This window comes from Streptomyces sp. NBC_00654 (assembly GCF_026341775.1).
Lineage (GTDB): Bacteria > Actinomycetota > Actinomycetes > Streptomycetales > Streptomycetaceae > Streptomyces.
In genome coordinates this window covers 745,208-765,944 of the sequence record NZ_JAPEOB010000003.1, presented here as the reverse complement: position 1 = coordinate 765,944, position 20,737 = coordinate 745,208, and the positions used below count along the sequence as shown (strand labels likewise).

Below are 20,737 nucleotides of genomic sequence, written 5' to 3'. Positions count from 1 at the left end.
CTTGTTTTAGGCCGACTCGTCAGCAGTGGGTGACGCTCTGCACAAGCCCTCGACAACGATTCGGGAACCGGGCGCCCTTCTCCGGTACCCGCGGGAGCCGGTCCGATCGCGACAAGATAGCTGACGGTTCGTCAGATCGGCGCTACCGTGGTACGCATGGAGACCTTCCCGAAGATCATCTCGGTGGACGACCACACGGTGGAGCCCGCTCATGTCTGGCGGGACCGGCTCCCGTCCAAGTACGCGGACTCCGGTCCGCGCATCGTCCGGGCACCCCTCAAGGAAATGACCTTCATGGGCGGAAAGTTCGCGCCGGTGATGGGGGCGAAGGGCGACGAGGGGCCGGTCGGCGACTGGTGGGTGTACGAGGATCTGCACCGTCCGCTCACCCGGCTGGACACCGCCGTCGGCTACGACAGGGACGAGATCAAGCTCGAAGTCATCACCTATGAACAGATGCGCCCGGGTTCGTTCTCGGTGCCCGAGCGGCTCGCCGACATGGACGTCAACCACGTCCAGTCCGCGCTCTGCTTCCCCACCTTCCCGCGGTTCTGCGGGCAGACGTTCACCGAAGCGAAGGACCGCGAGCTGGGCCTGCTCGGCGTCCGCGCGTACAACGACTGGATGGTGGAGGAGTGGTGCGGCCCCGAGGCGCACGGCCGGCTCATCCCGCTCACCCTCGTCCCGCTGTGGGACGCGGAGCTGGCGGCGGCCGAGGTCCGGCGCAACGCCGCCCGGGGTGTGCGCGCGGTGGCGTTCTCCGAGATACCTCCCCATCTCGGGCTCCCTTCCATACATACGGACGAATGGGATCCGTTCCTGCGGGCCTGTGACGAGACGGGGACCGTGATCGCCATGCACATCGGCTCGTCCTCGAAGATGCCGTCCACCTCGGCCGACGCCCCGCCCGCCGTCGGCTCCACCATCACCTTCGCCAACTGCTGCTTCTCGATGGTCGACTGGCTGATGAGCGGCAAGTTCGAGCGCTTCCCGAATCTGCGGATCATGTACGCGGAGGGGCAGATCGGCTGGATTCCGTACATCCTGGAACGCGCCGACGTGGTCTGGGAGGAGAACCGGGGCTGGGGCGGGGTCGCCGACAAGGTCCACCGGCCGCCGTCGGAGCTGTTCACGGACCATGTGTACGGCTGCTTCTTCGACGACGCCTTCGGGCTGAAGAACCTCGACGCGATCGGTGTGGGGAACGTCCTGTACGAGACCGACTACCCGCACTCCGACTCCACCTGGCCCCGGTCCCGCGAGGTCGGCGAGGAGCAGATGGGCCACCTGGACGCGGATGTCGTGGACCGCATCGTGCGCCGCAACGCGATCGACCTGCTGGGGCTGACGGACGACGGGCTGTGGCCGGGGCGGTGAGCGAAGGGCGGTGAGCGAAGGGGGAGCGAAGGACGGTGAGCGAAGAGAGCGAGCGAAGGGGGGTGAGGGGGAGCGAGGGCAGCGCGGGGGCGGGAGGCGTATGGCCCTCCTTGCTCCCTCCCTTTCACCCCCCCCTGCTCCCGGCCCCTCGCCCCACCGGCCCCTCGCCCTCCGGCGCGTCCTGCCCGGCGGCCCCTCGCCCTCCGGCGCGTCCTGCCCGGCGGTCAGACCGCGGTGACCGGCTCCTGGAGTTCCGTCACCCACTTCTCCCGGTCCTCGGGGCACTCCAGGCTGATCTCCCGGGCGTACCCCGCCGACCGGTATCCGCCCGCGTCGATCCAGCGGGCCAGGGTCTGGGCCGTCGGCAGGACGACCTCCATCGGCCCCCGGTGCACGATCGTCGCCGCCTCGAACGGGGGCAGCTCCACGACCGTGATCCCCGTGTCACCCGCCGGGCCCACCGGTCCGGTGACCGTCACCCCGGCGTGCACGACGATCGCGCCGCCGCCGGCCGGGTCGTCCTCGTAGTACGCGACGCCCGGCCCGGACGGGGTGAGCCCCGCCGTGCCCAGCAGCGCGAACAGCCGGTCGTACAGCGGCACGATCACCGCCGTGATGTCCTCCGGCCCGAAACTCGCCGCGGTCCCGGTCAGCTCCGCCACCCGTACCGCCGGAACGGTCTTCAGCACGACATCGTCCGTGGGCATGTGTCCCTCGCTCTCGATCGACCGGAGCCTCGCCTCGACCTGCGCCAGCCGTGCCTCGGCCGCCGACCTGGCCGCCTCCAGTTCCGCCCGCCGCAGCCGCAGCATCCCGCGCAGCTCCTCCGGTCCCACCCGTTCGTCGAGGACGGCGTGCACCTGCTGGAGCGTGAAGCCGAGGTCCTTGAGGGCGATGACGCGGTTGAGGCGGGCGAGCTGAGCGGCACCGTAGAAGCGGTATCCCGTGGCGGGGTCGGTGCGGTCGGGGTGCAGCAGTCCGATGGCGTCGTAGTGACGCAGCATGCGGGGCGACACCCGCCCGTACCTGGCGAAGTCTCCGATGGTGAACATGATGGCTCCCACTGCACGGCTTCACACGGTGTCAAGGTCAAGGCCGGGGCGGCGCCGGGGCCGGGGACGCCCGCGCCCCGGGACCGGCGGTCCGCTCAGTCGCGGCGCTTGCGGTCCAGCAGCTGTTCCCGCAGCGCCGTCAGCTGGTGGGAGGACTCCACGGCCCGGGTCTCGTCCAGGGTGGCCAGCGCCAGCAGCAGCGCGTCGGCGACCAGCAGCCCCGTCAGCGATTCGGCCGTGATCCCGGTCGGGGTGTGCGGCGCGGTCAGGACCGCCTCGACCCGGTCCGCGTACGCCTCGCCCAGCTCGTCCGTGACCAGGACGACCTTGGCGCCGACCGCGCGGGCGCGGTCCATCATGACCGACAGTTCCACCAGCCGGCGGCCCGGCTGGAAGATCACCACCGCGTCGCCCTGGCCGAGCGCGAGCAGCTGGTCGGCGAGCGCGAAGCCCGTCTCGGAGACGAACCGGGCCCGGCGGCCGATCCGGCCGAGCGCCAGCGCCAGATGCCGGGCGCCCGCCTCGGAGGCGGCGATCCCGTAGCAGAACACCTCGCGCGCCTCGGCGAGAGCGGCCACCGAGCGCTTCAGTGCCTCCGGTTCGGTGAGCCGTCTGGCCTGGTCGATGCGCTCATGGGCCTCGTCGAAGACATCGGCCCAGATGGAGTCCAGATCCTGGCCCACATAGGCGATCCGCTGCTTGAGGCGCACCTCGGGAGCGACCGCCGCGGTGAAGTCATTGGCCAGCTCCCGCTTCAGCGCGGGCAGTCCGGCGTAACCGAGCCGCTGGAGGGCGCGTACGACGGTGGCGTTGCTGGTGGAGCTGGCGACGCCCAGCTCCTGGGCGCTGGCGAAGAGCAACTGCTCGACGGGTGCGCTGACCAGATACTGCGCCACAGCACGCTCAGAAGTGGACAGTTCCTCCCATTGATCGCGAATCGCGGCCCGAAGACGCGTCACTCCGGTCTCGTTCTCTGGAATTTCCATTACAAGCATTGACTTCCGTGTGACCGGCGTTACTGTCCTGGGCAGTACGTTCCAAAGGGAACGCTTTCTGAAATCGACGTTACAGGATCGTGGTGGTCCCGCGACGCCGGTTCGGAGCGTTCCGTCGCGAGGAGAAGAATGGCACCCCGTCCCACGGAACCCGCCCCCGCCCGGGTCCTCCCGGTCATCGAGATCTCCGGCAGCCCCCTCGACCGGGGCCGCCAGTACGGCGAGGCCGTACGGCCCCAACTGCACGCCGCCCTCGGCTACTACGAGGAGGCATTCGGCCAGTCCGCCGGTCTGACCTGGGACCGGGTCACCGCCCGCGCCGCCCGCTGGCTGGAACCCGTCACCGCCTACGCACCCCACCTCGTCGAGGAGATGCGGGGCATCGCGGACGGTGCCGGGGTCGGTCTGCTGGACGTCCTCGCCCTGAACGCCCGGGGCGAGGTCATCTACGACAAGTCGTTCGCCCGGATGGAGGCCGGGGAACGGACGGGCGCGGCACTTCCCGCCGGGGGGACCGCCGGGGAGCCCGCCGGTGAGAAGACCGAGGAGGAGCCCGCCGAGGGATGCACCTCCTTCGCCGCCTACGGCGAGGCCAGCGGCGACGGCCATGTCTACGCCGGGCAGAACTGGGACTGGCGGGCCGGAGTCGCCGACACCGTCGTGATGATCCGGATCGTCCAGCCGCCGAAGCCGACCCTGATCATGCAGGTCGAGGCCGGACAGATCGGCCGCCAGGGCGCCAACTCCGCCGGGATCGCCTTCAACGCCAACGGACTCGGCGGCCGTTTCGACGACACGATCGGGCTGCCCCAGACCGTCGTACGCCGCAGCGTCCTGGACCAGAGCAACATCACCGACGCCCTCGACGTGCTCTGCCGCACCCGGGCCCACATCGCCAGCAACGCCCTGCTCACCTGCCGCGAGGGTTTCGCCATCGACCTGGAGACCACCCCGGCGGGGCACGGCTGGATGTACCCGACCGACGGGCTGCTGGTGCACGGCAACCACTACCAGGCCGGCATCCCCGCCCCCCTGGCCGCCGCCGGATACCGCCCCATGTCCTCCGATTCCCTGGTCCGTGTCCCACGCGCCGAACAGGGCCTCAGGGCACTGCGCGGCTCCACCGGGCCCGAGGAGTCGCGGGGGATCGTCCGCCGCGCGATGTCGGACCACCTCGGTCACCCCGAGTCGCTGTGCACCCACCCGGACCCGCGGCAGCCGGTCATCAAGCACTGGACGACCCTCGTCTCCTCGCTGGCCGACCTCACCACCGGCGACTACCACGTCACCGCCGGCACCCCCTGCGACCGCGAGTACCAGCACCTCCCCTGGAACCTCTACGACGGCCCGTACGGCCAGAACTGACAGGACGCACGTGATGACCCACACCACTTCACGCAGGACGGCACTCGCCGCGGGCCTCGTCGCCGCGACGCTCGCCGCGGCCGCGGGCTGCAGCGGCGCCACCCGGAACACCGCGGGCAGCGGCAGCGCCACCGACGCCGGCGCACGGGAACTCACCCCGGTCACCGCCCCGGCCAAGGGCGAACTCGCGGGCGCCGACTGGCTCCTGGAGGACGAACCGGACTCCCTCGACCTGGACACCCAGGGCTCCAGCGCGGGCCGCGTCGTCCTCACCAACGTCTGCGAGCGGCTCTACCAGCTCCAGCCGGACATGTCGACGAAGCCCTTCCTCGCCGAGAAGGCCGAGACGCCCGACGACAAGACCCTCGTCCTGACCCTGCGCGACGGCGTCACCTTCCACGACGGCACCCCGATGACCGCCGACGACGTGCTGTGGAGCCTTGAGCGGCACGCCGACCCGGACATGGAACAGGGCGACGAGTTCGGCAATGTCGCCGCGATGAAGAAGACCGGCGACCGTCGGATCACCATCACCTTCAAGGCGCCGGACGCCATGTTCTTCAAGGCGCTCGCCGGGGACGCGGGCATCGTCTGGAACAAGGAGCAGGTCGAGAAGGCGGGCAAGGACTTCGGCACCCCGGGACAGCCCGACGCGTGTACCGGCCCGTACGCCCTCGGCGGCTGGAAGTCCGGGGACTCGATCACCATCGAGCGCTACGACGCGTACTGGGGCGAGAAGCCCCTGACCAAGAAGGTCACCTTCCGCTGGGCCACCGACAGCGCCCTCGTCAACGCGCTGACGACCGGCGCCGCCGACGGCGCGTACGCCGAATCGCCCAACACCGCCTCCGCGCTCGACGGCAAGAAGGGCATCGAGCAGCACTACGGCCCGTCCACCGCCTCCCTCGTCCTCATCCCGACCGAGCGCGGCGGGTTGAAGGATCCCAAGGTCCGCCGGGCCCTCTCGCTCGCCCTGGACCGCAAGGGCATCGCCGCCTCCGGCTACGGAGGCATGGTCCAGCCCTGGGGCACCCCCGTCGGCTCCGGCGCGTGGGGCTACGAGAAGCCCGTCTTCGAGGCCGCCCAGAAGGACATCGCGTACGCCCCCGCCGGCCCCACCGCCGACGATCTCGCCGCCGCCGAGGAACTGGTGAAGGACGCGGGAGCCGATGCGGCCACCCCCATCGTGATCGGCACGGACGCCAGCCAGGGCCGTACCGTCGTCGCCAACGCCGTGCGCGCGGCGCTCCAGCGGATCGGCCTCAAGGGGCAGATCAAGACGGTGCCGACCGCGCAGTTCGAGCAGTTCTACAGCGACCCGGAGATCCGCGGCGAGATCGATGTCCTGGTCGGCGACTGGTACATCTCCAAGGCCGACCCGATGGGCTTCTACGACAACGCCCTCTCCGACTCCTCCAACAACTGGGTCGGCTTCAAGGACGAGGCGTACGACGCCAAGGTGAAGCAGGCGCTCGGCACCCTCGACGACGCCGCCCGCGCGAAGCTCGCCGTCGAGGTCCAGAAGACGTTCACCGACGCCGCGGTCTGGATCTCGGTCGCCCAGGTCCCGTCCGTCCTCGTCCTGAACGAGAAGCTGACCGGTCCACCCGCCTCCATGGCCTACCTCTACTACCCGTGGGCCGCCGAACTCGGCGCGAAGAAGGGCTGATTCCGCGATGCTCGCCCGGACCTCCCGGCGGCTGGCCGGACTGCTGGCCACCCTCCTCGCCGCCTCGTTCGTCATCTTCGCCGCCGTCTACGCGGCACCCGGCGACCCCGCCGTCTTCCTGGCCGGCGGCCGCGACAAGCTCACCCCGGAGAAGCTGGAACTGGTCCGGGCGCAGTACCACCTCGACGAGCCCCTCGTCGTGCAGTACGGGCGCTGGCTCGGGGACTGCCTCCAGTTCGACCTCGGCCGCTCCTTCAAGTACAGCGACCAGGTGGCCGATCTGCTCACCGCCCGCTTCCCGACGACGCTCGCCCTGGTGGCGTACGCGACCGTGCTCTTCGTCGTCCTCGGCGTCGGCGCGGGCGTCCTCGCGGCCGTCCGCCGCGGCACCTGGATCGACTCCGCCGTCGTCGGCGGCACGACCCTGGCCGCCTCGGTCCCCTCGTTCGTCTCGGCCATCGCGCTGGTCGCCCTGTTCGGCGTGCAGCTGGGCTGGTTCCCGGTGACGGGCAGCGGCGAGGGCTTCACCGGCACCCTGCACCATCTGACGCTGCCCGCCCTGGCCCTGGCGCTGGGCGCACTCGCGCTGATCAGCCGGGTGACCCGGCAGGCCATGGCCGACGCGGGCGCCGCCGACCATGTGGAGGTCGCCCGCGCCTCCGGTATCCCGGAGCGCGAGATCGTGCTCCGCCACGTCCTGCGCAACGCGCTGGGCCCCATCGTCACCATGTGCGGCCTCGTCATGGCGGGCATGCTGGCCGGCACGGTCGTCGTGGAGACCGCCTTCGGGATCAGCGGCATCGGCTCGCTGCTCGTCGGCGCCATCAACACGCACGACTTCCCGGTCGCCCAGGCCGTACTCCTGCTCATGGTCACCGGCTACATCGTGGTGACCACCCTCGTCGACCTGGTGCACCCGCTGCTCGACCCCCGGGTGAAGGAGGCCGCCGCATGAGCGCGACCCTGTCCACTCCCCTCACCCTGAAACAGCCGGGGAACCGGCGTCCGGCGGGCGTCGTCATCGCGGGAGCGGCCCTCGCCCTGGTGGCGCTCGCCGCCGTGTCCGCCCCGCTGCTCGCCCCGTACGCCCCCGACGCCATCGACCTGTCCGCGTCGCTGAACGGCACCTCCGCCGCACACCTCCTGGGCACCGACTCCTCCGGTCAGGACCTGCTCTCACGGGTGCTGTACGGAGCCCGCACCAGCCTGATCGCCCCGGTGCTCCTGCTCGCCATCGCCGCCGTCCTCGGGGTCGCCCTGGGCACCCTCGCGGCCTGGCGCGGCGGCTGGGCCGACACCGTGATCTCCCGGCTCACCGACGTCATGTACGCGTTCCCCGGGCTGCTGTTCACCGTGCTGATCATCGCGGTCTTCGGTGCCGGAATGACGACCTCCGTACTCGCGCTCGGACTCGCCTACACCCCGACCGTCGCCAAGTACACCCGCTCCGTGGCGCTCGCCGAACGCCGCAAGCCCTACATCGACGCGTACCGCGTCCAGGGCATGGGCGGCGCCCGGATCTGTGCCCGCCATCTCGTCCCCAACCTCGGCCGGTCGATCACCGGCTATCTGGTGGTGCTGTTCGGCGAGGCCCTGATGTCGCTGGCCACCCTCTCCTACCTGGGCTTCGGAGCCCAGCCGCCCAGCTCCGACTGGGGGCTGATGGTGCAGGAGGGACAGGCCGCCGTCGTCCAGGGCGCGCTCCTGCCGGCCATGGTGCCCGGCGTCGCCATCGCGCTCGTCGTGGTGTCCTTCAACGTCGTCGGGGTCTGGGCCGCCGACCGACTCGACAGCGGGAGGTAGCCGCATGCTCCTCGACATCGACAACCTCACCCTCGAACTCCCCGGCGCCGCCCGGCCCCTGCTGACCCAGGTCTCCCTGCGGGTGGCGAGCGGGGAAGTGGTCGGGCTGGTCGGCGAGTCCGGCTCCGGCAAGTCCACGACCGCCAAGGCAGCACTGCGTACGCTCCCCGACGGCACCGCCGCCTCCGGTTCGGTACGCGTCGACGGCACCGACGTCCTCGCGCTGAGCGGGGAGGCGCTGCGCGAACACCGCGCCCGTACGGTCGCGATGGTCCACCAGGACCCGCGCTCGGCCCTCAACCCGGTCCGCCGCATCGGCGACTTCCTGGTCGAGCGGCTCGCCGGTACCGGCCTGGACAAGCGGGCGGCCCGTGCCCGCGCGGTCGAACTGCTGGACACGGTGGGCCTCTCCGATCCGGAGCGCCGGGTCCGCCAGCGCCCGCACGAACTCTCCGGCGGCATGCTCCAGCGGGTCGTCATCGCCGGTGCGCTGGCCGCCGAACCCCGGCTGCTGCTCGCCGACGAGGCGACCAGCGCCCTGGACGTCACCACCCAGGCGGAGATCCTGGCCCTGCTGCGCACCCTGCGCGCCGAACGGAGCCTGGGCCTGCTGTTCATCACGCACGACCTGCACCTGGCCGCCGCCTACTGCGACCGCGTGTACGTGATGTACGCGGGCCGGGTCGTCGAGGAACAGCCCGCCGGGGCCCTCTTCGACCGGCCCCGGCACCCCTACACCCGGGGGCTGCTGGCCTGCTCGCCCACCCTGGGGGAGGGGGAGCGGGAGATCCGGCCGATCCCGGGGCGTCCGCCGTCGCTGGCGGACGCGTTCGGCGGCTGCGAGTTCGCGGACCGCTGCCCGGAGGCCGAACCGGAGTGCTCGGCCCGGCGGCCCGAGCCGGTCCCGCTGGACGGCGGGGGCACCGCGTCCTGCCGCCGCCTGCCCGCGCCCGCGCCTGCGGGCACGGCCCCGACGGCCCCGACGGTCCCGCTCGCGGACTCGGCCGCGGAGAAGAGGAGTGCGCGATGACGCTGCTGGCCGTGGAAGGGCTGCGGAAGACCTACGCGCTGCCCGGCAAGGGGCGCCTCACCGCCGCCGACTCGATCACCTTCACCGTCCCGGCGGGCGGCTCGCTGGGGATCGTCGGGGAGTCCGGTTCGGGGAAGACGACCGTGGCCCGGATGCTGGTGGGCCTGGTCCGGCCCGACGAGGGCACCGTCACCGTGGACGGGCGGCCCCGTGACCGGCGGACGCCGCGCGGGCGGGCGGCCAGGCTGGCGCGCGCCCGGGAGATCCAGATGGTGTTCCAGGACCCGTACGTCTCGCTGGACCCCCGGCTCACCGCCCGGCAGTGCCTGGCCACGGCGCTGCGGCTGCACGGCCGGGAGGAGTCCCTCGCCGAGGGGCTGCTGGACCGGGTGGGCCTCGGCGCCCGGGAGGCGGAGGCCCGGCCGCACGGCCTGTCCGGCGGCCAGCGCCAGCGCCTGGCCATCGCCCGCGCCCTGGCCGTCGACCCCAAGGTGCTGGTCCTCGACGAGGCGGTGGCCGCGCTCGACGTCTCGATCCAGGCGCAGATCCTCCAACTGCTCGGCGAGATCCGCCGGGACACCGGGGTCGCCCTGGTCTTCGTCAGCCACGATCTGGCGGTCGTCCAGCACATCACCGACGAGGTCGTGGTGATGCGCCGGGGCACGACGGTGGAGCAGGGGCCGACGTCCGCGGTGCTGGCCGACCCGCGCGACCCGTACACCCGGCTGCTGCTGGCCTCGGTGCCCCGGGTGGGCTGGGACCCGGCGGACGCGGTCGGAGCGCGTGCCGCCACGGACGCCGGCGCGGAACCGGCCGGGGCGGTGGGGGCGGTACGGGGCACGGGACCGGCCGCCCCGTAATTCAGGAAAAAGGGCAGGAGCCCCGCTCCTCCGCCGAAGCGGGGGAGCGAGGCTCCTTGGGTACTGCAAAACGGCCGCGATCGGCCGACCCGGGCAACTAGGCCGGGGTGACGTTCTCAGCCTGCGGACCCTTGGGACCCTGAGTGACGTCGAAGTTCACGACCTGGTTCTCCTCGAGGGAGCGGAACCCGGCCGCGTTGATCGCGGAGTAGTGGACGAAGACATCCGGGCCGCCGCCGTCCTGGGCGATGAAGCCGAAGCCCTTTTCAGCGTTGAACCACTTGACGGTTCCGGTAGCCATAAGCCCTCCTTGGGCCAAAGGGTTGCCCTGCTCCAGAACCTGCAAACAAGTCTGAAAACTACAAAAGCCTGCGGGTTACATGCTCCGCAGGCTCTGTACTGCAAGGGAAACCAAACTGCAACTTGCGGCGAGCCTAGCACGCAGCCTCTGGGGAGCGGTAGAGGGAAAGATCACTTCACTCGAATGTTTGATAGCCGTGCCGATCGCGTGACGCCGGAGGCGGTCCGGGAGGGTGTCGCGTCGCCCCGGTGGCGCACTCGGCCGGGCACGGGTCTAGCCTCAGGATGTGGACAATTCAACCGCCTCTCCCGTCGATGGCGACGACCGCCGCAGCCGGCCGCGCGTCGGCCACATCCAGTTCCTGAACTGCCTCCCCCTCTACTGGGGCCTGGCGCGGACGGGGACCCTGCTCGACCTGGAGCTCTCGAAGGACACCCCGGAGAGGCTCAGTGAACAGCTGGTCAGGGGCGACCTGGACATCGGCCCCGTCACGCTGGTGGAGTTCCTGCGCAACGCCGACGACCTCGTCGCCTTCCCCGACATCGCGGTCGGCTGCGACGGGCCCGTCATGTCGTGCGTCATCGTCTCCCAGCTGCCGCTGGAGCAGCTCGACCGGGCCCGGGTGGCGCTCGGTTCGACCTCCCGCACCTCCGTGCGGCTGGCCCAGCTGCTGCTCGCCGAGCGCTACGGAGTGCGGCCGGACTACTACACCTGCCCGCCCGACCTCGGGCTGATGATGCAGGAGGCGGACGCCGCGGTCCTGATCGGTGACGCCGCACTGCGCGCCAACCTGCACGACGCGCCCCGGCTCGGTCTCCAGGTCCATGACCTGGGCCGGATGTGGAAGGAATGGACGGGTCTGCCGTTCGTCTTCGCGGTCTGGGCCGCCCGCAAGGACTATCTGGCCGCCCAGCCCGAGCAGGCCGCCAAGGTGCACGAGGCGTTCCTCGCCTCCCGTGACCTCTCCCTGGAGGAGGTCACCAAGGTGGCGGAGCAGGCCGCGCGCTGGGAGTCCTTCGACGCGGAGGTGCTGGAGCGGTACTTCACGACACTGGACTTCCGTTTCGGCCCCGATCAGCTGGCGGGAGTACGGGAGTTCGCGCGCCGGACCGGATCGGACACCGGCTATCCCGTGGACGTGAACGTGGAGCTGCTCGGCGGCTGACGGCGGCGGACCGGCGGGAAACATACGGGAGTCGTACGGGGCGTCCGGGAGTGGCTGACGGCCGTCCCGGGAAGAGATACCGGGAATGGATGAATCCCGTACCGTCGTGCCGTTTATCGGTGCGGCGGTGAATGGAGCGAATGGAACGAATGGGCCGGGCATACGTCCGGTGCGGGATGCCGAATAGTGGATGTCGTCCGGGGTGAGTCTCGTTTGCATCCCGGTATCGATCGGATGAACGACACATTCGCGCCTTTTACTGTGGCGAAAACCTCCCTTCGTGCCCTTAGGGGGGAAATCGGTAACACGTTTCCCTGTGACCTCATGACCACCGCCCCCTAGGCTTCGGTCGGAGGTCCGGACGGTCCACAGGGGGAGTCCTTATGCAGCCGCTGGAAGCCGGCGAACCGCACACCATCGGTGCCTACCGGCTGCTCGGCAGGCTCGGGGCGGGCGGCATGGGCCGGGTCTATCTGGGGCGCAGCGCGGGAGGACGTACCGTCGCGGTCAAGGTCGTCCACCCCCACTTCGCCCTCGACGAGCAGTTCCGGGCCAGGTTCCGGCGCGAGGTGGAGGCCGCCCGGCGCATCGGCGCCCAGTGGACGGCCCCGGTCCTGGACGCCGACCCGAACGCGCCCGTGCCCTGGGTCGCGACGGGTTACGTGGCCGGGCCCCCGCTGTCGGAGGCGGTCACCGCGCACGGCCCGCTGCCGGAGCACGCGGTACGCACCCTGGGCGCGAGCCTCGCCGAAGCGCTCGCCGTCGTCCACGGACAGGGCATCGTCCACCGGGACGTGAAGCCGTCCAATGTGCTGCTCGCCCTCGACGGCCCCCGGCTGATCGACTTCGGCATCGCCAGGGCGCTGGGCGCCACCGTCTCGCTCACCTCCACCGGGGTCTCCGTCGGCTCGCCCGGCTATATGGCACCCGAGCAGATCCGGGGCCACGATGTCTCTGGCGCGGCCGATGTCTTCTCGCTGGGCGCGGTCCTCGCGTACGCGGCCACCGGCGTCGCCCCCTTCGTCGGCGACTCGTCCGCCGTGCTCCTCTACAAGGTGGTGCACGAGGAACCCGAACTCGGCGAGCTGGAGGGCGAGCTGCGGCAGGTGGTCGCCGGGTGCCTGGCCAAGGAGCCTGCCGACCGGCCCGCCCCGGCCGACCTCGCCCGCACGCTCGCGCCCGGCGGGGCCGCCGCGATGGTGGCGGGCGGCTGGCTGCCGGGGCCGCTGGTGCGTGAGGTCAGCCGGGCCGCGGTGGCGCTGCTGGACCTGGAGCCGCAGGACATACCGGTGCAGACGGGGCCGGTCCCGTTCAGCAACGCGTCGCTGGAGGTCCAGGACGTGGGGGCGGACGGCCGGGGCGGGCAGGAGGCCGAGGGGGCAGCCGCCGGGCGAGGGGTGTTCGGTCCGCCGGTCCCCCCGCCGCCGGCCCCTCCGGGACCCCCCGCCCCGCCCGCCTTCCCCTCGGCGCCTCCCTCGGCGTCCGCCTCTTCCGCCTCTTCCGCCTCGTCTCCCTCGTTCTCCTCGCCCCTCTCACCCTTCCCGTCCTCTTCCTCTTCCTCCGTCTCCGCCGCGGAGGCGGAGAGCGGGGCGGGCGGGCTGCCGGGGCAGCGCACGCCCGACCCCCGGTTCTCCGTCACGGTGAACGCCGAGACCCACCCGGCGGACGCGCGCCGGGGCCGCAGGGTGAGCTGCACGGTCGCCCTGGCCGTGGCGAGCGCGCTCGCCGTGGTGATGGTGGGCACCGGCCTGCTCGGCAATGTGCTGCCGGGTGGAGGGACGGACGCCCAGAAGGGCAACGACGCCGCGGCCACCCCGCCGTCCACGACAGGGAAGCCGTCCACGACAGGGAAGCCGTCCCCCGGCGGCTCCGCCTCCGAACCGTCCGACTCCGGCGGCCGTCAGGTGAGCGAGCTGCCGAAGGAGTTCATCGGCACCTGGAAGGGCGAGCTGACGGAGAGGACGACCGGGCAGCCGCACGGCGTCCTCACCGCGGTGTTCACGGAGGGGAAGCGCGGCAGCGATGTGGTCCGGATGACCACGACGGTCTCCAGCCTCGGCATCAGCGTCAGCTGCCACAGCGTCGGCACCCTCGCCTCCGGCACCGCGGAGGAGCTGACCTTCGACGAGCGCACCGATCCCGACCGCCCCGGCACGGCGGGTCTGTGCACCACGACCACCGCCGAAGTCGTCTTCGCCAGGAGCGGCGGCGACAAGCTGTTCTTCCGGTCCAAGGAGCGCGGCGCCGGTCTGCCGTACGGGACGCTGGCCCGGTCCGGCCGCTGATGGCACCACGGGCTGGCGTACGCTGGATCGGTCCGTGGATCCGTAGAAAAACCGCCGAAAGGTGACAGCCCGGTGACCGAGAAGGCCGACCTTCAGCCCGTCCTCGACCGAGCCGCCGAAGGCGGTCGGATCACCCCTCAGGAAGCGCTCGACCTCTACCGGTCGGCGCCCCTGCACGCGCTGGGAGCGGCCGCCGACGCCGTACGCCGACGCCGTTACGCGGGTACGGAGCACATCGCGACGTACATCATCGAGCGCAACATCAACTACACCAACGTGTGCGTCACGGCCTGCAAGTTCTGCGCCTTCTACGCCGCGCCCAAGGACACCGCCAAGGGCTGGTCCCGCGACCTCGACGACATCCTGCGCCGCTGCGCGGAGACCGTGGAGCTGGGCGGCACGCAGATCATGTTCCAGGGCGGCCACCACCCGGACTACGGCGTCGAGTACTACGAGGAGCACTTCTCCGCGATCAAGAAGGCGTTCCCGCAGCTGGTCATCCACTCGCTGGGCGCCTCCGAGATCGAGCACATGGCCCGGATCTCCAAGGTGTCGGCGAAGGAGGCCATCCAGCGGATCCACGCCGCCGGTCTCGACTCCTTCGCGGGCGCGGGCGCCGAGCTGCTGCCCGCCAGGCCGCGCACCGCGATCGCCCCGCTCAAGGAGTCCGGCGAGCGCTGGCTGGAGATCATGGAGATCGCCCACGGCCTCGGGGTCGAGTCCACCTCCACCATGCTGATGGGCACCGGCGAGACCAACGCCGAGCGCATCGAGCACCTGCGCATGATCCGCGACGTCCAGGACCGTACGGGCGGCTTCCGCGCCTTCATCCCGTACACGTACCAGCCCGAGAACAACAAGCTGAAGGGCCGCACGCAGGCCACGCTCTTCGAGTACCTGCGGATGATCGCCATCGCCCGGCTCTTCCTGGACAACGTCGCCCACATCCAGGGCTCCTGGCTGACCACCGGCAAGGAGGTCGGCCAGCTGTCGCTGCACTACGGCGCCGACGACCTCGGCTCGATCATGCTGGAGGAGAACGTCGTCTCCTCGGCCGGTGCCAAGCACCGCTCCAACCGCATGGAGATCATCGACCTGATCCGCAAGGCGGACCGCGTCCCGGCCCAGCGCGCCACGACGTACGAGCACCTCGTCGTGCACGACGACCCGGCGATGGACCCGGTCGACGAGCGCGTCGTCTCGCACATCTCGTCCACCGCGATCGAGGGCGGCACGGCCCACCCGGAGCTGAAGCTCCTCAGCACCAACTAGGCCCCGGGGCGCTTCCTTGCTGACGATCCACACCGCGGACCTGCTGCTGCCGGGCCCCGGGCGCGAGCCCGTGCCCGGCGGTGCCGTCCTCGTGGAGGGGCGCCTGATCGTGGCCGCCGGTCCGTACGAGGAGCTGGCCGCCGGCCGGCCGGCCGCCAGGGTCCGCCGCTGGCCGGGTCTGCTGACGCCCGGACTGTTCAACCCGTACGGTCCCGAACTGCTGGAGCGGACCTACCACCCCGACCCGCGCGAGGCCGACGCCCTGGGCACCGAGCCGCTCACCGGCGCCGCGCTGGACGCCCTCGGCATGACGGACACCCGCTGGGGCGCGAGCGCCCGGCGCGGGGTACAGCGGATGCTGGCCCACGGCACCGTCGCCGTCGCGGGCCCGCTGACCCGGGACACGGTGGCGGACGCCGTGCACCGGGCGGGCCTGGCGGTGCGGACGCGCTCCGGAGGGGGCGGGGCCCCGGGCCGGGCGTCCCTGGACCCGCTGGACCCACGGGCGGGGCAGCCGCTGGACGAGGCGCTGTCGGCGCCGCACCTGGACTCCCCGGGCCGCGGGGCGGACTTCGCGGTCTTCGACGTACCGGACGCGGCGGGCCTCGCCGAGGTGGGCGCCGCGTCCTGCGTGGTCACGGTGCTCGCCGGGCGGATGGTCCACCGGCGGCGCTGACGGCCCGCTCCGGCCGGACTGCTTGAATGGGAGGGTGACCCGAGCCTCCCTGGAAAAGCAGCCGCACGAAGTCGCCTCGATGTTCGACGACGTGGCCAGACGCTATGACCTGACCAACGATGTGATCTCACTCGGACAGGCCAGGCTCTGGCGCAAGGAGGTCGCCAAGGCGGTGGACGCCCGGCCGGCCCAGAAGATCCTGGACCTGGCCGCCGGTACCGCCACCTCCTCGCAGCCCTTCGCACAGGCGGGCGCCTATGTGGTGCCCTGCGACTTCTCGCTCGGCATGCTCAGGGTCGGCAAGGAACGGCACCCGTGGATGCCGTTCACCGCCGGGGACGGGACGAAGCTTCCGTTCAAGGACGAGACGTTCGACGCCGTCACGATCTCCTTCGGGCTGCGCAACATCCAGGACACCGATGCCGCGCTGCGCGAGCTGTACCGGGTGACCAAGCCCGGCGGCCGGGTCGTCATCTGCGAGTTCTCCCAGCCGACCTGGACGCCGTTCCGCACGGTCTACATCGAATACCTGATGCGGGCGCTGCCGTCCGCCGCCCGCGCGGTGTCCTCCAACCCCGACGCGTACGTCTACCTCGCCGAGTCGATCCGCGCCTGGCCCGATCAGGCCGGTCTCGCCTCCCGGCTCCAGGACGCCGGCTGGTCGAAGGTGGCCTGGCGCAATCTCACCGGCGGAGTGGTGGCCCTGCACCGGGGCGTACGCGCCTGAGGCGGCAACCGCCCCCGGCTCGCGCCTGAGGCGGCAACCGCCCCCGGCTCACAGCTCCAGCCGGAAGCACCACCCCACCTGTCCCGCCCGAGGGGTCGTGTAGGTCTCGGCCCGGCGCATCCCGAGCCGTTCGGCCACCGCGACCGACCGGGCGTTACGGGAGTCGACCATCGCGACCACCTCCCGCACCCCGGCCGCCCGCACCCGCTCCAGCGCGGTGCGGGCGGCGGCGGTGGCGTACCCCCGGCCCCAGGCCGCACGGGCCAGCCGCCAGCCGATCTCTATCTCGCCCACCGGGCCGTACGTGGTGTGCGGCCACGGCTGCGCGCCGGTGAACCCGAGGACGCTGTCCTCCTGATCGGTCACGGTCCACAGGCAGTAGCCCAGCTCCGCGTCGTGCCGCCGCTGCCGCGCGGTCAGCTCCTCGTACACCGAGAACTCCGCCGTGCGGCCCCCGAAGAACTTCATCACTTCGGGATCGTCGAACACCCGGTGCCAGGTCAGGGCGTCCTCGTCGGTCGGTACTCGCAGGTGTACGGCGGGGTGCGGAACAGGCGCGTTCGACATCGGGGAGCCCTTCGGGAGGTTGATCAGCAGGCCCCCATAGACTGCACGGGACATGTGCCGCGCGGCACGCGATTTCGAGTCTTCGGGAGATCCGACCGTGACCGAGCCCCTCTCCGAGCACAGCGCGGACGTGATCGTCGTCGGAGCGGGCCCAGCCGGCTCCACGACCGCCTACCACCTCGCCAGGTCCGGACTGGACGTCCTGCTCCTGGAGAAGACGGCCTTCCCCCGGGAGAAGGTCTGCGGCGACGGCCTCACGCCGCGCGCGACCAAGCAGCTCGTCTCCATGGGCATCGACATCTCCGAAGAGGCCGGCTGGCTGCGCAACAAGGGCCTGCGCATCATCGGCGGCGGCGTCCGGCTCCAGCTGGACTGGCCCGACCTCGCCTCGTACCCGGACTACGGCCTGGTCCGCAAGCGCGACGACTTCGACGAGCAGCTGGCCCGTCAGGCGCAGAAGGCGGGCGCCCGGCTGTACGAGCGCTGCAACGTCGGCGCGCCCGTCATCGACGAGCGCACCGGCCGCATCACCGGAGTCAACGCCAAGCTCGGCGAGGAGAAGACACCGGTCACCTTCCACGCCCCGCTCGTCGTCGCCGCCGACGGCAACTCCACCCGGCTCTCCCTCGCGATGGGCCTGCACCGCCGCGAGGACCGCCCGATGGGCGTCGCGGTCCGTACGTACTTCACCTCGCCCCGCCACGACGACGACTACCTGGAGTCCTGGCTGGAGCTGTGGGACCGGCGCGGCGCCGAGGACCGGCTGCTCCCCGGCTACGGCTGGATCTTCGGCATGGGCGACGGCACGTCCAACGTCGGCCTCGGCATCCTCAACTCCTCCTCCGCCTTCAAGGAGCTGGACTGGCGCGAGGTCCTCAAGGCGTGGTGCGCGTCCATGCCGGAGGACTGGGGCTACACCCCGGAGAACATGACGGCCCCGATCCGGGGCGCCGCGCTCCCGATGGCCTTCAACCGCCAGCCGCACTACACCAAGGGTCTGCTGCTCGTCGGTGACGCGGGCGGCATGGTCAACCCGTTCAACGGCGAGGGCATCGCGTACGCCATGGAGTCGGGCCAGCTCGCCGCCGACGTCATCGTCCAGGCCCACGCCCGCGCCACCCCGGCGCAGCGCGAACTGGCCCTGCACAACTACCCGAAGGTGCTCAAGGAGACCTACGGCGGTTACTACACGCTGGGCCGCGCCTTCGTGAAGATGATCGGCAACCCGAAGGTCATGAAGATCGCCACACAGCGCGGTCTCACGCACCCGCTCCTGATGAAGTTCACCCTGAAGATGCTCGCCAACCTCACCGACCCCACGGGCGGCGACGCGATGGACCGCATCATCAACGGCCTGTCCAAGGTCGCCCCGAAGGCCTGAGCAGGCAGGGCCGCCCGCCCGGCAGCACAGGGCCGCCCGCCCGGCAGCACAGGGCCGCCCGCCCGGCACACGGCCGGGCGGCCCTGTGCCGGGCGTACGCCGGCTGAACGCTCAGACGTTGACGATCTTCACCTTCGGTGAGCCGGGAAGTTCCTCGGCAGCTTTGCACAGGGCCGGGACGTGCGACCTGTCGGAGGTGACGAGCAGCACCGGGGGTGTGCAGAGAGCGGCTGTGGCGACCACGAGTGCGTCCACGAGGCGCGCACGCATCCCCTCGTCGCCATCGACGTGCAGCGAAAGCCCCTGGGCGTCCAGGACCAGGGTGCCCTCGCTCTTCGCCTTGATCTTGAGGCGTTTGCTCACCACTCCTGTTCCGCCTGTCGCCGTGCTTCGTCGGAGACGGGGCCGAATTCCTTGCGGTCGGCTGCGACGACCTCGCGGAGCTTGGCCGAGGCGAGCCACTGCTCCAGAGCTTCGGCCACGACGGAGGAGAAGGCGTTCTTCCCGGTCCGCTCCTCAACTTCGTTGATCAACGACTGTGCCAGCGAGACGGATCTCTTACCGGCCCGCTCGGGTACGGGGTGGGCTGCATGGCTGCTCATACCCAAAAAGTAACGCCGCCGGTAGGAAAGTTCTCGCGGGCGGCAGTCCGTCGTAAACCGCTGGCACCGGGGCCGCCCGGCCGGATAGGGTCGCCCCCATGTCCAGCCCCGAGTCCGACAGACCGAGGCCACCGGTGCGCCGGTGGCCGAGCCGGTACTGACCGACGCCGGGTGACCCACAGGGTCACGGGCATCTCCTCGTACGGCTCCGTCGCCGCCGGATCACCGCGGGTACGGGCCGTTCTCCCCTCGGTCACGCGCGCCTGAGCGCGGTCCACCGAGTCATGCCCCCGCGATCAGCAGGGCATTCTTCCGCGTCGCCATGTCGCCGCCCGCCGGATCCGCTCCGGCGCGCACGACGGGGCGTGGGCCCGTATCCCCGCACACAGATCTGTCCGGTCCACTGACGGTTCCGTCCAAGGGGTTCTCGCTCCCATGCCATTCGCTGTCTACGTCCTCGGGCTCGCGGTCTTCGCCCAGGGCACCTCGGAGTTCATGCTGTCCGGGCTTGTCTCGGGCATCGCCGACGACCTGAACGTCTCCCTGTCCGCCGCCGGTCTGCTGACCTCGTCCTTCGCGGTCGGGATGGTGGTCGGATCGCCCCTCATGGCGCTCTTCAGCCGCTCCTGGCCCCGCCGCCGCGCCCTGCTGCTGTTCCTCACGGTGTTCGTCGCCGTACATGTCGTGGGGGCGCTCACCCCGAATTACGGAGTGCTCCTCGCTACCCGTTTCGTCGGCGCCCTCGCCAACGCGGGCTTCTGGGCGGTGGCCCTGATGACGGCCGTCTCCCTGGTCCCGGCCCACCTCAAGGGCCGTGCCGCGGCGGTGGTCGTCGGCGGGGTCACGGTCGCCTGCGTGGTCGGGGTCCCGGCCGGTGCGGTGCTGGGGGAGCAGTGGGGGTGGCGGTCGGCGTTCTGGGCGGTCGCCCTCGTCTCCGTACCCGCCGTCCTGGCGATCCTCCGCAGCATCCCGGGCGGACGGCCCGACGCCGAACCCGTACCCGTCCGCACCGAGTTGCGCGTCCTGGCCCGTCCCCGGCTGCGGCTCACCCTGCTCACGATGGCCCTGGTCCAGGGGGCGACCTTCTGCACGTTCTCGTACCTGGAACCGCTCCTGACCCGGGAGACGGAGCTGAGCGCGGGATGGGTCCCGGCCGCGCTCGCGCTCTTCGGTGTGGGCTCGTTCCTCGGCGTCACCGTGGCGGGCCGGTTCGCCGACCTCCGCCCCACGGCCCTGATCGCCTCCGGCATGGTCGCCCTCACCCTCGGCTGGAGCGCCCTGGCCCTGACGGCGGGCAGCCCGGTGGCGGTCCTCGCCCTGGTCCTGGTGCAGGGGATGCTCGCCTTCGGTACGGGCACCGCCCTGATCACCCGTGTCCTCGACCAGGCCCCGGACGCCCCGACCCTCGCGGGCGCCTTCTCCACCACCGCCTTCAACCTGGGCGCCACGGTGGGCCCCTGGGCGGGCGGCCTGGCCCTGGACGCCGGATTCGGCTACCGGGCGCCGGTCTGGGTGAGCGGCGCGCTGATGCTGCTCGCCCTGGTCACGGCCGGGGCGCGGCGGGCGTTCGTCCGGGTGGACAGTGTGAGGGCCGGGTAGCGCGGCCGGCG

General features: G+C 71.5%; 20 protein-coding genes. 14 read left to right on the top strand and 6 right to left on the bottom strand.

What is annotated here, in order from left to right:
* Positions 1-156: 156 nt before the first annotated feature.
* Positions 157-1,377, top strand: a complete 1,221-nt coding sequence (locus tag OHA98_RS35800) for an amidohydrolase family protein (RefSeq protein WP_266931876.1) — start codon at positions 157-159, stop codon at positions 1,375-1,377.
* Between the two features lie 224 nt (positions 1,378-1,601).
* On the opposite strand, the gene OHA98_RS35795 is transcribed toward OHA98_RS35800, so the two are convergent.
* Together OHA98_RS35795 and OHA98_RS35790 are read right to left on the bottom strand one after the other, a co-directional pair.
* On the bottom strand, positions 1,602-2,429 hold the full coding sequence (locus tag OHA98_RS35795) for a MerR family transcriptional regulator (RefSeq protein ID WP_266931874.1): 828 nt from the start codon (positions 2,427-2,429) through the stop codon (positions 1,602-1,604).
* Positions 2,430-2,524: 95 nt separating this feature from the next.
* Positions 2,525-3,415, bottom strand: a complete 891-nt coding sequence (locus tag OHA98_RS35790) for a MurR/RpiR family transcriptional regulator (protein ID WP_266931873.1) — start codon at positions 3,413-3,415, stop codon at positions 2,525-2,527.
* Between the two features lie 138 nt (positions 3,416-3,553).
* On the opposite strand from OHA98_RS35790, the gene OHA98_RS35785 reads away from it, so the two are divergent.
* Genes OHA98_RS35785 through OHA98_RS35760 form a run of 6 tightly spaced genes read left to right on the top strand, consistent with a single transcriptional unit; the run spans position 3,554 to position 10,151 of the window.
* Positions 3,554-4,789, top strand: a complete 1,236-nt coding sequence (locus OHA98_RS35785) for a C45 family peptidase (protein WP_266931871.1) — start codon at positions 3,554-3,556, stop codon at positions 4,787-4,789.
* Between the two features lie 13 nt (positions 4,790-4,802).
* Entirely contained in the window at positions 4,803-6,458 is a 1,656-nt protein-coding gene (locus tag OHA98_RS35780) for an ABC transporter substrate-binding protein (protein WP_266931869.1), read from the top strand.
* 7 nt (positions 6,459-6,465) lie between these two features.
* Complete coding sequence (locus OHA98_RS35775) at positions 6,466-7,413, top strand: ABC transporter permease (RefSeq protein WP_266931867.1); 948 nt, start codon at positions 6,466-6,468, stop codon at positions 7,411-7,413.
* Complete coding sequence (locus tag OHA98_RS35770; protein ID WP_266931865.1) at positions 7,410-8,261, top strand: ABC transporter permease; 852 nt, start codon at positions 7,410-7,412, stop codon at positions 8,259-8,261. Before OHA98_RS35775 ends, OHA98_RS35770 begins: the two co-directional genes overlap by 4 nt.
* A 4-nt stretch (positions 8,262-8,265) precedes the next feature.
* Positions 8,266-9,291: an ABC transporter ATP-binding protein gene (locus OHA98_RS35765; protein WP_266931863.1), complete on the top strand. Its 1,026-nt coding sequence runs from the start codon at positions 8,266-8,268 to the stop codon at positions 9,289-9,291.
* Positions 9,288-10,151, top strand: coding sequence for an ABC transporter ATP-binding protein (locus OHA98_RS35760; protein WP_266931861.1), 864 nt, complete (start codon positions 9,288-9,290; stop codon positions 10,149-10,151). The genes OHA98_RS35765 and OHA98_RS35760 overlap by 4 nt, the downstream gene beginning before the upstream one ends.
* Positions 10,152-10,248: 97 nt before the next feature.
* Here the strand turns inward: OHA98_RS35760 and OHA98_RS35755 are convergent, their stop codons facing one another.
* Positions 10,249-10,452 carry a cold-shock protein gene (locus tag OHA98_RS35755; protein WP_006347360.1) on the bottom strand — a complete coding sequence of 68 codons (204 nt, stop codon included), beginning with the start codon at positions 10,450-10,452 and terminating at the stop codon, positions 10,249-10,251.
* 286 nt (positions 10,453-10,738) lie between these two features.
* On the opposite strand from OHA98_RS35755, the gene OHA98_RS35750 reads away from it, so the two are divergent.
* The 5 genes from OHA98_RS35750 to OHA98_RS35730 all read left to right on the top strand — a co-directional run bounded on the left by OHA98_RS35750 (position 10,739) and on the right by OHA98_RS35730 (position 16,577).
* Positions 10,739-11,617 carry a menaquinone biosynthetic enzyme MqnA/MqnD family protein gene (locus OHA98_RS35750; RefSeq protein WP_266931859.1) on the top strand — a complete coding sequence of 293 codons (879 nt, stop codon included), beginning with the start codon at positions 10,739-10,741 and terminating at the stop codon, positions 11,615-11,617.
* A gap of 383 nt (positions 11,618-12,000) precedes the next feature.
* Positions 12,001-13,902 (top strand): serine/threonine-protein kinase, encoded by a 1,902-nt coding sequence (locus tag OHA98_RS35745; RefSeq protein ID WP_266931857.1) that lies wholly within the window; start codon positions 12,001-12,003, stop codon positions 13,900-13,902.
* A gap of 72 nt (positions 13,903-13,974) precedes the next feature.
* The gene (gene mqnC, locus OHA98_RS35740) at positions 13,975-15,174 is read left to right on the top strand and encodes a cyclic dehypoxanthinyl futalosine synthase (RefSeq protein WP_266931855.1); all 1,200 of its coding nucleotides are present in this window, start codon (positions 13,975-13,977) and stop codon (positions 15,172-15,174) included.
* Between the two features lie 16 nt (positions 15,175-15,190).
* Positions 15,191-15,850, top strand: coding sequence for a hypothetical protein (locus tag OHA98_RS35735; protein WP_266931853.1), 660 nt, complete (start codon positions 15,191-15,193; stop codon positions 15,848-15,850).
* Between the two features lie 34 nt (positions 15,851-15,884).
* The gene (locus tag OHA98_RS35730) at positions 15,885-16,577 is read left to right on the top strand and encodes a demethylmenaquinone methyltransferase (RefSeq protein ID WP_266931851.1); all 693 of its coding nucleotides are present in this window, start codon (positions 15,885-15,887) and stop codon (positions 16,575-16,577) included.
* A 48-nt stretch (positions 16,578-16,625) separates the two neighbouring features.
* On the opposite strand, the gene OHA98_RS35725 is transcribed toward OHA98_RS35730, so the two are convergent.
* Positions 16,626-17,144 (bottom strand): GNAT family N-acetyltransferase, encoded by a 519-nt coding sequence (locus OHA98_RS35725; protein ID WP_266931850.1) that lies wholly within the window; start codon positions 17,142-17,144, stop codon positions 16,626-16,628.
* A 97-nt stretch (positions 17,145-17,241) separates the two neighbouring features.
* Between OHA98_RS35725 and OHA98_RS35720 the strand changes: the two genes are divergently transcribed.
* Positions 17,242-18,525 (top strand): geranylgeranyl reductase family protein, encoded by a 1,284-nt coding sequence (locus tag OHA98_RS35720; protein ID WP_266931848.1) that lies wholly within the window; start codon positions 17,242-17,244, stop codon positions 18,523-18,525.
* 111 nt (positions 18,526-18,636) lie between these two features.
* Here the strand turns inward: OHA98_RS35720 and OHA98_RS35715 are convergent, their stop codons facing one another.
* Positions 18,637-18,888 (bottom strand): hypothetical protein, encoded by a 252-nt coding sequence (locus OHA98_RS35715; RefSeq protein ID WP_266931846.1) that lies wholly within the window; start codon positions 18,886-18,888, stop codon positions 18,637-18,639.
* A complete protein-coding gene (locus OHA98_RS35710) occupies positions 18,885-19,127 on the bottom strand; it encodes a hypothetical protein (RefSeq protein ID WP_266931844.1) in 243 nt (80 codons plus the stop codon). Before OHA98_RS35710 ends, OHA98_RS35715 begins: the two co-directional genes overlap by 4 nt.
* 435 nt (positions 19,128-19,562) lie before the next feature.
* On the opposite strand from OHA98_RS35710, the gene OHA98_RS35705 reads away from it, so the two are divergent.
* Entirely contained in the window at positions 19,563-20,726 is a 1,164-nt protein-coding gene (locus tag OHA98_RS35705; RefSeq protein ID WP_266931843.1) for a Cmx/CmrA family chloramphenicol efflux MFS transporter, read from the top strand.
* The last annotated feature ends 11 nt before the right edge of the window (positions 20,727-20,737 follow it).